This is a genomic window from Salinimicrobium flavum, assembly GCF_042684505.1.
GTDB lineage: Bacteria > Bacteroidota > Bacteroidia > Flavobacteriales > Flavobacteriaceae > Salinimicrobium > Salinimicrobium flavum.
This window is the reverse complement of sequence record NZ_JBHULT010000006.1, coordinates 978,371-990,394: the sequence shown is the minus strand read 5'-3', so window position 1 is coordinate 990,394 and position 12,024 is coordinate 978,371. Positions and strand designations below refer to the sequence as shown.

Here is a 12,024-nt window from a genome sequence, read left to right as displayed (position 1 = left end):
GCTTGTTTGACTTTAAAATGCCGTATAGGTTTAATTATCTCCCGAAATATCTCAATTTTCCTGCTCCATGAGATCTTCCTGCACCTCTTCCCAATCTTTCATAAGCTTCTCCAGGTCTTTTTTCTTTAAATTGTACTTCTTCAAATAGTCCTTCTGCCCAATGGTCTTTTCATAATTAGTGGCTAACTCAACGTCAGCCTCCTTTAGTTCCTTTTCCAGCCGGGTGATCTTGGATTCAATGTTACTAAGCTTGTTGTTGAGGGATTTAAGCTTCTTCTGGTTTTCGTAAGACTGCCTGTTGGTTTCTTTTGGAGCCTGTTTCTCCACATCCCTTTTTTCAACTTCCCTCATATCCGTGAGTTTTCGCTGTTCAAGGTAGAAGTCAATATCCCCAAGATACTCTTTAATTTTATGATCTTTGAACTCATAGACCTTGTTGGTAAGGCCCTGTAAAAAGTCCCGGTCATGCGATACAAGGATCAAGGTGCCTTCAAAACTCTTCAAGGCATCCTTAAGTACATTCTTGGATTTAATATCAAGGTGGTTCGTAGGCTCATCCATCACCAGTACATTGAACGGCTGCAGCAACATTTTAGCCAGAGCCAGCCTGTTCCTTTCCCCTCCGGAAAGTACCCTTACATATTTATCAACCTCTTCTCCGCGAAAAAGAAAGGATCCCAAAATATCACGCACCTTGCTGCGGTTCTTTTCATTGGCCGCATCTATCATCGTGTCAAGTACGGTTTTGGAACCATCAAGGTATTCTGCCTGGTTTTGCGCAAAATATCCTATCTGCACGTTATGCCCCAGTTTTAGTTTGCCCTCATATTCGATCTCCCCTACTATGATCTTGGCCAGGGTAGATTTCCCTTGTCCGTTCTGCCCAACAAATGCGGTTTTTGAATCCCTTTCAATAAGCAGGTCAATATTTCTAAGTACATTTTTGTTGCCGTAATTCTTGGTGATCTTGTGGGCTTCGATCACCACTTTGCCGGGAACTACAGAAACCGGAAATTTTAGTTTCATGACCGAATTGTCGTCTTCGTCAACCTCAATCCGGTCTATCTTGTCAAGCTTCTTGATAAGCGACTGGGCCATACTGGCCTTGGAGGCCTTGGCACGAAATTTCTCGATCAACTTTTCTGTCTGCTGTATCTGTTTTTCCTGATTCTTTTGGGAAGCAAGCTGCTGTTCTCTAAGCTCCTGGCGAAGTACCAGGTATTGGGAATAGGGTTTATTAAAATCATAAATCCTTCCAAGAGAGATCTCTATGGTCCTGTTGGTTACGTTGTCCAGGAACATCTTATCGTGGGAAACGATCACCACTGCCCCGGGATAATTGTTCAGAAAACTTTCCAGCCAGATTATAGATTCAATATCAAGGTGGTTGGTAGGTTCATCCAGGAGTAAAATGTCATTTTGCTGAAGCAGCAGTTTTGCCAGCTCGATCCTCATTCTCCATCCACCCGAAAAAGTATCGGTAAGTTTATTGAAATCTTCTCGCTGAAAACCAAGCCCCTGCAGAATTCGCTCGGTCTCCCCCTGATAGTTGTACCCCCCGTGTATCTCGTATTGATGCTGTACATCATTAAGGTCTACCATTAACTGGTGGTAAATTTCGCTTTCATAATCTGTACGCTCAGCGAGCTGGTGGTTGATCTCCTCCAGTTTCTTCTCCAGTCGTTTAATTTCTTCAAAGGCCTGGTAAGATTCGTTCAGCACCGTGCGTCCTTCAACAAAATCAATATCCTGCTTCAAAAAACCTATTTTAAGATCCTTATCGGCTGCAATTTGCCCTGAATCGGGTTCCATTTCCTTTGCCAGGATCTTGAGCATGGTAGACTTACCCGCTCCATTCTTTCCTATTAATCCAACGCGGTCTCCTGCACCTAACCTGAAAGTTATTTCCTCAAACAGGTATTCCCCTCCAAAGGAGACAGATAAATTATGGATATTCAACATTCTTCCTCAATTTTTTTGCAAAGATGCTTAAATTTACCATGCTAAAAAAACGCACATGACATTCTTGAAAGGCAGCAAACTATACAGCATTCTCACAGGCACCTGCCCCGTTTGCCAGGAAGAGAGCATGTATAAAGAACCTAACCCGTATAAGATCTCCAGATTATTCGATATGTACGAGCGGTGTTCCAACTGCAATACCAAGTACAAAATGGAGCCTTCTTTCTTTTTTGGGGCTATGTATGTAAGCTATGCCCTGGGTATTGCCTTTGCAGTAGCTGCTTTTGTCATTGCATGGTGGATGCTGGGCCTTGAATTGCTTCCCACCTTTATAGTGATCGTGATAACACTTATTGTTTTCCTGCCGGTAATAATAAGATGGAGCAGGAATATTTGGGTGAATTTCTTCTTCAGCTATGATAAAACAAAGGCTAAACCTAAACTTTAGAGTACCATTTTTTGGTAAACCTGGCCAGATCGATTTCAGGTGAAAGCTCCTCTCCTGTATCAATTAAGTTAAGAAGCTCTTCAGAGATCATGGGAGCCAGTAAGATTCCCCTGCTTCCGAAGCCATTACAACAATATAAATTTTCATGATCGGGATGTTTCCCCACCAAAGGCCTGCGGTCTATCGTAGAAGGTCGCAATCCCGCTACCTGATGCACTACTTCAAAATCAACATCTATTAGGTCACGCAGCTTTTCTATAAGTTCCTCCCGGGCAGCAGTGGTGGGACCCGGCGTTTTATCGGTATTGCTGTAGGTGGCCCCTACGGCATACAGGTCTTCTCCTGCCGGAAAAATAAAAACTGAAGATTTAACTCCTACTTCCAGGTCCAGATCCCGGGCTTTAATTATGATATATTCTCCTTTATTTCCTTTTAACGGAAGGTAACCAAAGTATGGATTGTTCAGCAATCCAAAACCTTCACAAAAGATAATATTCCGGGATTTTATACCCTTGTATTCCACATGATCCTCAGAAATCCCAAGTGCGTCATGGTCAAAAGATTCGTTGATCAAAAGCCCTTTTTTTGCCAGGTGAGCAGCATAGGATTCCAGCAGATCCCTTGGATCGATCCTTTTGGTGTTCAGAACTTTTCCGAAGGAAAACTTTGAGGGGATATGAGGATTCACCGTCTTCACCAGATTGAGGTCCAGGTAAGGCGCAACCCGGGGATTATCGGCTGCGGTAAACCAGTTATTCTGCTCCTCAATTGAGGAAAACCTGCGGTAGATCTCCAAAGGCGAAAGAAAGTTCTTCCCGAGATCTTTACCCATCGCGCCGTAAAAGTCAACCGCTTTTGACATCTGCTCATCAGCCTTCCAGGCAAGGGTGAATCTCTTTAAAATGATAGGATTCATAAAACCTCCCGCTACCCTGGAAGCTTCCTGGGATTCATCATCATAAACCATAAAGGATCTTCCTTCCTTCTCAAGCCGATATGCAAGACTGGCACCGCTTAGACCCAGTCCCACAATAATAAAATCTTTCATGGTGCAAATTTAAAAAGAAAAAGCGCCTTTCGGTGAGAAAGGCGCTTTTTAATATTAGACAGAACAATGTTTAATAATTCCACATATCTTGTTCAAAATCCCGTATCTGTTCTTTAATTCGTTCTGATTCCAGCAACTGCATAAAGGCATTGTTACTTATGTATTCATCAACACGCCTATCACCCTGCACGTTATCTTCTGCATAAATGGTCGCATTGAAACGCCTCGCATTCAGCAGGTGATCAAAAGAGAAATTCTGGGAGGTATTATCGGGGTTGAAGGCATAGGCATCATTCAGTACTTCCCTTGCAGAAGGGAACCAAACCCAGAACAATTCAACCAGCTGCGGTTCACCTTCGTCAATAAAGTTAACATCGGGTGCAACAGGAGCTATTCCAAGCAGCCTGTACTTTAATTCGGCCTGGCGCTTGTCAAAATACCAGTAACCGCGTACATGATATGCTGCAATATCTGCAGAGGAGATATCCCTTCTGCTGATATACTGTTGATCTATCTGTTCCCCGGCATTGTACTGCTCGATCCCAAGGTCTGTAGTATCCACTTTTGAAAGTGCTGCAGAAATATCCTTAAGGGTTCGTTTATCATTAAAGTAAGAATCTGCATAGATGTTCTGGATCTTCCCGTTCTTAATGTTGGCGATTAGGACATCATAAAGGGAACGTCTTGAACTTCCTATCTGGTTGGTGTCAATTGGATAATAAAGAGGAAAATTCACTCTTTCATCCAGATCTATCACTTCCCAGGTAGTCTTTGCCCAAAGCACATCCCTGTCATCGACGTAACCATACTCCAATGGTTTGTCTTTTCCATACTTCTGCTCCACCACCGTTGGTGCGCCTATATCATCGGGGCTCTTGGCGTTCAAAATATTATTCTGGCCAAAAGCTGTCACCGAAAATAGCAAACCGCACATTCCAACAATAAATCGGTTCCAGTTCATAGTTCTTTTTATTTTAGTTCGTTAACTCCACAAATACCGGAGAAACCTGCTTAAGCTTATAACTTGAGTTATTGGCAAGTTGGGCTTCCACATCAAAGATCTGGATCATTTCACCTCTACCTGCACGTCTTAGTGCGCCTTTAGCCCGCTCATCCAGTTGCTGCCCTCTAACCTGCACCGTAGGTTGTCCCGGAACTTTAATTTTAAAGCCGGTAACCCTAAGGTTAAGATCAAAATCAAAATCAGGCAAAGATGCACCTATGGTAGCGATCTCAAGGGTATTACGCTGCATTCTCACAGTACCGTCTTCCCCTCTTACCGTTCCTACCGGTCTTGGAATATCTTTTACCCTGAAGGTTTTGCTGTCAGACACTTTGTCTCCTCCGGGAAGTTCTCCACTTACATTAATGGTTACCTCACGAGCCTGAAGTGTGGTAACATCCATGAGATAATTACCGGCTCCACCTGCAGGTCTTAGCCCTGGTGCGTTGGCCGATACATTACCAACCCCCGGGATGGAAATCGTCATAGGGTTAGCTACTCCACGATATACCACATTCATTTTGTCTGCAGAGATCACTGCTGAATTTGGACGAGGAATTACACTATAACTCTTGTTAACATCAATAGTTACGATGGAATCTCCTTCTCTAAACTGAAGTTGACCTTTAATTTCATTCTCACCTACATTACCAGCAGGGAATTCGAGCTTCACCTGTCCGGCTTGTGTACTGCTAACTTCTTTTCCATTGATCACTACCTTATCGAACTGGAGCGTCTTATCTACCCTTCCCAAAACTACAGTTCCGGTGAAATTCTCACCACTAAAAAATGCAGTTTTATCAGGAATAACAAGGGCCTCATAATTAGTAAGCGATACTTCACTTTGTAATTGACCAGAAAGCATTGCAGAAAGAATATCGTTCTCTGCAGATTTGGCGTCACCCTGCATTTGGGTAAACTTAGTTACCGAAGCGATCAAAGGGAATCCCTGGAAATTGTACTCCAGCCACGGCTTATCCACTCCTTCCCTGTCTTCAACAGGTTCGGTACTGAATTCTCTTCTGATCTCTGCGGCTATTGCAGGGAAATCTTCTTCAATGATCCCGGCCACACCTTCACGGTAGGTTTCAATAGCATTCAGGAATTCACGCCCTGCGGCGCTTGGTTTCCCACTTGAAAAAAATAGCTCATCAAGCTTTGCAGATTGATCCATGGTTTCATAGTCTGTAGCATCTCCTACATCCTCCAAAGCCAGTTGTTTTTGTTCCTCGATATAGGAGGTGAACTGTATTGTAAGGTCGTGTATTTGTTCAGCCTTTTCTTTTAGGGGCACATATTTTGCAGGTTGCTCATCAGCTTTGGCAGCCAATCCCGCCATCGCAGCTTCGTTACGTTCAGAAACAGAAGCATTGGAGTCAGCAAGTTTTTCATTGATCATACCAAAGGCAGTAAGAACTTCCTTAGACATATTTAAAGCCATCATTGCGATGAAAACCAGGTACATCAGGTTAATCATCTTTTGTCTTGGTGATTGTTTTCCGCCAGCCATTCTCTAATTTAGTTTAATGTTTTTAATACTATTCAGTTTATATTTTAAACCAATTAGGCTTTAACGTGCATTGCTGATAACATTCCACCATAAACCCCGTTCAACGAAGAAAGGTTGGAAGCAAGGGATTCCATTTGCTCATTAAGTCTTCCGGCATTATCTGCCACTGCTTCGTTGATCTCTGCCTGTCTTGCAGCAGATTCAACCTGAACTTTATAAATGCTGTTAAGGGACTCCATTTGATTGGCAGCAAGACTCATCTCTTCACTGTATTTCTTTTGTGAAACCATGGCGTCAACAGTTGGGGTAATACTTTTTGCGGCACCTTCAAAGTTCCTGATGCTTTCACCAAGACTGCTCATAAGGTTAGAATCGATCTTTGCTTCACGAAGGATCTCATCCAGTTTTTTAGATAACATTCCGTCTGTATCTTCGTTGCTAACCACTACTCCGCCGTTCCTCGCAGAAATTTCACCACCGGCAAGTTCAGGATATACCAGCGACCAGTCGAGATCATCATCTACAGGCTCAAAGGCAGATACGGCAAATACGATCGCCTCTACAATTAAACCTATAATCAACATCATGTTTCCGAATGGCCAGTGCATGATCTTAAAAAGTGCACCGAGAATTACTACGGATGCACCTAACCCATACACCATGTTCATTAACTTCTTACTTGACTTTGTTTGTGCCATAATAAATAAAAATTTAGGTTCTGTTCTTTTTTAATTGGTTGTTGTGAAAATAGGGGGTTTTTATCGTCTCTGGTTAAGAGTTACATCTGTACCAAGGTAATCCTGTACAGTTCTGAAACCAATATAACTTCTCGCAGTGTCGGCATATTCATAATCCCTTGAACTTACCTGCAGGAAGTAAGCCACATCTTTCCAGGAACCGCCGCGCACTACTTTTTTCATATTCTCCTCATCATTCACCGAAGGGTTCATGGATGAAGAATACTCATAGGAAGCAGGATCATAGGATGAGAACACCCATTCAGCTACGTTTCCTGCCATGTTGTAAAGTCCGTAATCATTAGGCTCATAAGATTGAGCCTCTACGGTATAAAGAGCCTGATCTGCTGCATAATCCCCTCTCAATGGCTTAAAGTTAGCCATAAAACAACCCCTGTCATTTTTGGTGTATGGCCCACCCCATGGATAGGAGGCAGACTCCAATCCTCCACGGGCAGCATACTCCCATTCTGCCTCTGTAGGCAGTCTATAAGAGTTTACGTTATGCTTCCCTCTTTCCTTGCGGTAAGCATTGTGATACAGTGTACGCCACTGGGCAAAAGCACGGGCCTGTTTCCAGTTAACACCAACTACAGGATAATCACCATAAGCGTCATGCCAGAAGTAATCGTTATGCATTGGCTCGTTATAGGAGTAGTTAAAATCCTTGATCCAGACAGTAGTATCTGGGTATATTTTAATTTCTTCAGTCTTAATGAAATCGGCTCGGCGTCCCGGTTCTGATCTGGCCGCCTCTCCCACATCCATCCAGGTATAACGGAACTTCAAATGGTTCACATCAAAAGAACGCTGACCGTTATAGGCCTCTTCAATAGGTATATAAAGGGTGTCCATGATCTCTGCGTAATATTCATCAGGGTAATCACGGGTATCCCAAATAAGGTCTATATCTTTATTTATCTTTCTTCCTTCATAACCGCCCATACTGTAATAGTTATTATACATATACTGCTCGTAAGGGGTCATGTCTGCCTCATCTGTATCGGCAAATGCATAGTCGCCAATCCCACCGGTGCCGGGGGTTTCCCCGATCTCTTCAGCGAAAATGGCCAGCTTCATCCGGGTAACAGAATCTTTTACCCATTCCACAAACTGCCGGTATTCTGCATTCGTGATCTCGGTTTCGTCCATATAGAAGGAACCCACGGTTACCGTTTTTGGAGGCGCATTGTTCAAGGCCGCCATATCGTCATCAGATTTCCCCATAATGAAAGAACCGCCGGGAACCAATGTCATCCCCAATGGTTTCTCCGGATGCCATTTTTTACCCTGCACACCTACCAATTGCCCCTGATCACCCCGGCCACACGAGGCCAGAATAGAAATTACAGCAATAAGTGAAAAAAGTTTCCTCATAATATCTCTCAAAGTTAGGACATAATAGCTTGAAGGCAGTAAACCTATTTATTTATTTTCTAATAAACAATTATTTAGGCAAAATCGGCCTGCTACAGATGTTTAAATATAGTTAAATTTCGTTTTTTCGTTTGGTTTTATACCATCTCTCAGGAATTACCTGATCGCAGGCATCTTTATAATCACCCTCAGTGCAAGGTAATAACGTATGCCTTCTTAATTTATTATTACTGTTAGTAATAAATGGGATCTCTATCCACCAACGACTGCTAACCGGGCTCTTATAAAAGATCAGGATCTCATCATCAACCGGTACCTGATATTTTATAAACTCCTTTTTTGCCGAAATAGTATTTTCATTCTTTCTAAAATTCACCCCTTCCACAAAATACCAGATGATCTGGGCGATCAACATATTACAGGAAGAAAAATTAAGATCAGAATTTATTTCGTACACCCCAAAGGAAGTCACTTTATCACTAATTCCCGCATAACGGGCTAGTGCGCAAATCTCTTTCCCGTCAAAACCGTTGGGTGAGGGCATCCTGTAGTTGCCAAGGGCCCCTGCACTCACTGCACCCATATCAACAGTAACCAGACTGGCATCCCTCATTACCGGCTCCACCATACTTATCTCTGAAGTTACTTCCCCTAACCGGTAAGCATCAAAAAAAAGCCTGTCCATTAGTTCTATCTCGTCCTGGGAATTAAAATAGGTCTGGTATCCCAGATTGGAATAATTAAAAAGATTATAAGGCTTGGTTACCACGATCTTCCCTACATAAGACCTGTTGCTTATCGTTTTATCTGCATCTCCAAGATCAAAACGGGAATCTATGTTTACCAGGTTTACCATTTGCTCCACCCCGTCATATGCACGGTACTGAGGGTAAACCAGATCCTGACTCCCTCCAATAATAACAGGAATAATTCCCTTTTTCAGAAGTTCTGCCACTGTGGTCTGCACAGCATAATAAGTATCTTCCACAGTCTCTCCCCGTGTAATGTCCCCAAGGTCTGCCATGGTTAAATGCCAGTTTCCGGGAAACAAACTGTAAAAAGACCTCCTTATTCCGTCGAAATTGAAAGGCTCGCCATTACTATCCTCGTTCAACCGGTCCTCATTCACTCCAAAAAGAGCGATCTTCACATCATCGAGATCAGGGAATGCCTTTTCTTCGGCATGTATCTTTAAGGTGGAGCCTAGCCCTCTTCCGGATCTGAATTCAGCTATGAGCCCGTCATTTACCGGAGTAAAAAAATCAAAGTCCATAGATTATTTCTTTTTGGAAGCTGTTGTCTTTTTAGTGGTTTTTTTGGCCGCCGTCTTTTTGGTGGCCGTCTTTTTCTTTGTCGCTTTCTTTTTAGGCGCCTTCTTCTCTATTATGTCCTTTACTTCAGCCAGGCTCAGCTTTGTTGCATCTACCGTCTTCGGCAATTCGATCTTGGTCTTTCCCTTTATGATATTGGAACGTCCCCAGCGAGCTTTTTCTACACGTATGCCTTCATCTTCCCAGTTATGGATCACTTTTTCCCGCTCCTTTCTAAGTTTGTCTTCAATAAGTTCCTCAATATCTTCTGCGGAAAGATCATCAAAATCATACTTTTTATTGACATTGATGAACATGTCGTTCCACTTCAGGAAGGGTCCGAATCTACCTACTCCTTTTTGTACCGGAAGGTTCTGATATTCATAAATAGGAGCATCGGCTTTTTCTTTCTCTTTAATTAGTTCCAATGCCCTGTCAAGAGTCACCACAATAGGATCCTCTCCTTTTTCCAGGGACACATACTTATTCCCGAATTTCACATATGGGCCAAATCGGCCGTTGTTCACTTCTACTTTTTCTCCTTTATATTCCCCCAGTTCCTTCGGAAGTTTAAAAAGCTCCATAGCCTCTTCAAAGGTGACAGAATCAAGCGTCTGGTCTGGTGAAAGACTGGCGAATTTCGGCTTTTCCTCGTCCTCTACAGAACCCATTTGCACCATAGGCCCGAATTTTCCAAGACGCACGCTTACCGGTTTTCCGGTCTCGGGATCTTTTCCTAAAATTCGTTCCCCCACTTCCCTTTCAGCATTTTCAGCAACATCTATTACATGCGGGTGAAACTCACGATAGAACTCTTTCATCATCTTCGTCCATTCCTCATTCCCTTCAGCAATATCATCGAAATCCTGTTCGACCTTGGCGGTAAAGTTGTAATCCAAAATGGTCGAGAAGTGGTTTACGAGAAAATCGTTTACCACCATCCCTACATCAGTGGGCACAAGTTTACCTTTATCGCTTCCCACCGTTTCGGTATGTTTCTTCTCGCTCAGTTTGTTCTTTTTGAGGGTAAACTGAAGGTATTCCCGCTCAGTTCCATCAACAGAACCTTTTTCAATATAATTCCTGTTTTGAATAGTAGAAATCGTGGGCGCGTAGGTAGATGGTCGTCCTATCCCCAGCTCTTCCAGCTTCTTTACCAGGGAAGCCTCGGTGTATCTGTAAGGCGGGCGGGTGAAACGCTCTGTCGCCGTAATGTAATTGTTTTCCAGCTTTTCGTTCACCCTAAGCGCCGGAAGCATTCCTTCCTGCTCCTGTAATTCTTCCTCTTCCTCATCCCTTCCTTCAAGATAAACTTTGAGAAAACCGTCAAATATGAGCACCTCTCCATTGGCAGTGAACTGTTTCTTGTGCTTGTTGGCCTCTATCTTTACATTGGTCCTTTCCAGTTGAGCCTCACTCATTTGGGAAGCGATCGCCCGTTTCCAGATAAGTTCATAAAGCCGCTGTTCATCTTTATCGGCTTTTACGCTATGAGCTGCAAAACTGGTAGGCCGAATCGCTTCGTGGGCTTCCTGGGCACCTTTAGCTTTCCCTTTAAACTGCCTGCTTTTGCTGTATTTTTCCCCGTAAGCCTTCAGAATTTCTTTTTGAGCACCTTTACGGGCATCCTCAGACAGGTTCACACTGTCTGTTCTCATATAAGTTATATGTCCCGCTTCATACAGGCGTTGAGCCATGGTCATGGTCTTGCTCACCGAAAAATATAATTTACGGGCAGCCTCTTGTTGTAAGGTCGAGGTAGTAAATGGTGGTGCGGGTGATTTTTTAGCCGGCTTGGTAGAAAGGTCGGCTACCTTGAATTCGGCTTCAATATTCTGTGACAAGAACTGCTCAGCTTCTGTTCTGGTATCAAAATTCTTAGGAAGTTTCGCTTTAAAGGTCTTGCCTTGTTCATTGGTGAATTCAGCATCAATTCGAAAAGAAGCTTCCGGCTTGAAATTCTGGATCTCACGCTCCCGCTCCACAATAAGCCGAACGGAAACAGACTGTACCCTTCCCGCCGAGAGACCGCCCTTAACTTTTCTCCAAAGCACGGGGGAAAGTTCGTAACCTACAAGACGATCAAGTACCCGTCGTGCTTGTTGGGCATTCACCAGGTTGTAATTAATGTCACGCGGATTTTCTATGGCTTTTAAAATGGCCGACTTGGTGATCTCGTGGAAAACGATCCGTTTGGTCTTTTTCTTGTCCAGGTGTAATTCTTCAGCAAGGTGCCATGCAATCGCCTCTCCTTCCCGATCCTCATCACTGGCCAGCCAAACCATCTCTGCATCTTTGGCCAGGCTCTTCAGCTTTTTGACCACATCTCTCTTATCCTTGGATACTATATATTTAGGAGTAAAATCTCCCTCGGTATCTACCCCCAGTTCTTTGGTGGGCAGATCTGCAATATGACCAAAGCTGGACGCGACCTTGTAATCTTTGCCCAAAAACTTTTCGATGGTCTTTGCTTTCGCAGGGGACTCTACAATCACTAAATTCTTCGCCATAGTATGTATTTTTGTTCTGCAAAAGTATAGGAATTTTTAGATATGCCTCTTAAATTTTCCACAATGGCCGAATAACGTCCGAAATTTGGCTACAATTATTTCCTGTCACTTTGTCACAT

Annotated in this window: 9 protein-coding genes; 1 reads left to right on the top strand and 8 read right to left on the bottom strand. The window is 43.3% G+C overall.

Annotation, left to right across the window (positions count from 1 at the left end; all coding sequences use genetic code 11):
• Window positions 1–51 precede the first annotated feature (51 nt).
• The gene (gene abc-f, locus ACFSTG_RS07950; RefSeq protein WP_380750704.1) at window positions 52–1,962 is read right to left on the bottom strand and encodes a ribosomal protection-like ABC-F family protein; all 1,911 of its coding nucleotides are present in this window, start codon (window positions 1,960–1,962) and stop codon (window positions 52–54) included.
• Window positions 1,963–2,017: 55 nt separating this feature from the next.
• Here abc-f and ACFSTG_RS07945 point away from each other — a divergent pair, with 55 nt between their 5' ends.
• Window positions 2,018–2,410 (top strand): DUF983 domain-containing protein, encoded by a 393-nt coding sequence (locus ACFSTG_RS07945; RefSeq protein WP_380750702.1) that lies wholly within the window; start codon window positions 2,018–2,020, stop codon window positions 2,408–2,410.
• Here ACFSTG_RS07945 and ACFSTG_RS07940 read toward each other — a convergent pair.
• The 7 genes from ACFSTG_RS07940 to topA all read right to left on the bottom strand — a co-directional run bounded on the left by ACFSTG_RS07940 (window position 2,400) and on the right by topA (window position 11,905).
• Complete coding sequence (locus ACFSTG_RS07940) at window positions 2,400–3,458, bottom strand: NAD(P)/FAD-dependent oxidoreductase (RefSeq protein ID WP_380750699.1); 1,059 nt, start codon at window positions 3,456–3,458, stop codon at window positions 2,400–2,402. The two genes, ACFSTG_RS07945 and ACFSTG_RS07940, sit on opposite strands and share 11 nt — an antisense overlap.
• A gap of 70 nt (window positions 3,459–3,528) precedes the next feature.
• Window positions 3,529–4,419 carry a type IX secretion system ring subunit PorN/GldN gene (gene porN / locus ACFSTG_RS07935; RefSeq protein ID WP_380750696.1) on the bottom strand — a complete coding sequence of 297 codons (891 nt, stop codon included), beginning with the start codon at window positions 4,417–4,419 and terminating at the stop codon, window positions 3,529–3,531.
• 13 nt (window positions 4,420–4,432) lie between these two features.
• Complete coding sequence (gene porM, locus ACFSTG_RS07930) at window positions 4,433–5,971, bottom strand: type IX secretion system motor protein PorM/GldM (protein ID WP_380750694.1); 1,539 nt, start codon at window positions 5,969–5,971, stop codon at window positions 4,433–4,435.
• A 53-nt stretch (window positions 5,972–6,024) separates the two neighbouring features.
• Window positions 6,025–6,669: a type IX secretion system motor protein PorL/GldL gene (gene porL, locus ACFSTG_RS07925; protein WP_380750691.1), complete on the bottom strand. Its 645-nt coding sequence runs from the start codon at window positions 6,667–6,669 to the stop codon at window positions 6,025–6,027.
• A 60-nt stretch (window positions 6,670–6,729) separates the two neighbouring features.
• On the bottom strand, window positions 6,730–8,085 hold the full coding sequence (gene porK, locus ACFSTG_RS07920; protein ID WP_380750689.1) for a T9SS ring complex lipoprotein PorK/GldK: 1,356 nt from the start codon (window positions 8,083–8,085) through the stop codon (window positions 6,730–6,732).
• A gap of 112 nt (window positions 8,086–8,197) precedes the next feature.
• A complete protein-coding gene (locus ACFSTG_RS07915; protein WP_380750686.1) occupies window positions 8,198–9,358 on the bottom strand; it encodes a formimidoylglutamase in 1,161 nt (386 codons plus the stop codon).
• Window positions 9,359–9,361: 3 nt separating this feature from the next.
• Window positions 9,362–11,905 (bottom strand): type I DNA topoisomerase, encoded by a 2,544-nt coding sequence (topA, locus tag ACFSTG_RS07910; RefSeq protein WP_380750683.1) that lies wholly within the window; start codon window positions 11,903–11,905, stop codon window positions 9,362–9,364.
• Window positions 11,906–12,024 lie beyond the last annotated feature (119 nt).

Bases quoted from the DNA above. Each gene is read 5' to 3' on its own strand.
- abc-f (WP_380750704.1), bottom strand. From the start codon at position 1,962: ATGTTGAATATCCATAATTTATCTGTCTCCTTTGGAGGGGAATACCTG.
- ACFSTG_RS07945 (WP_380750702.1), top strand. From the start codon at position 2,018: ATGACATTCTTGAAAGGCAGCAAACTATACAGCATTCTCACAGGCACC.
- ACFSTG_RS07940 (WP_380750699.1), bottom strand. From the start codon at position 3,458: ATGAAAGATTTTATTATTGTGGGACTGGGTCTAAGCGGTGCCAGTCTT.
- porN (WP_380750696.1), bottom strand. From the start codon at position 4,419: ATGAACTGGAACCGATTTATTGTTGGAATGTGCGGTTTGCTATTTTCG.
- porM (WP_380750694.1), bottom strand. From the start codon at position 5,971: ATGGCTGGCGGAAAACAATCACCAAGACAAAAGATGATTAACCTGATG.
- porL (WP_380750691.1), bottom strand. From the start codon at position 6,669: ATGGCACAAACAAAGTCAAGTAAGAAGTTAATGAACATGGTGTATGGG.
- porK (WP_380750689.1), bottom strand. From the start codon at position 8,085: ATGAGGAAACTTTTTTCACTTATTGCTGTAATTTCTATTCTGGCCTCG.
- ACFSTG_RS07915 (WP_380750686.1), bottom strand. From the start codon at position 9,358: ATGGACTTTGATTTTTTTACTCCGGTAAATGACGGGCTCATAGCTGAA.
- topA (WP_380750683.1), bottom strand. From the start codon at position 11,905: ATGGCGAAGAATTTAGTGATTGTAGAGTCCCCTGCGAAAGCAAAGACC.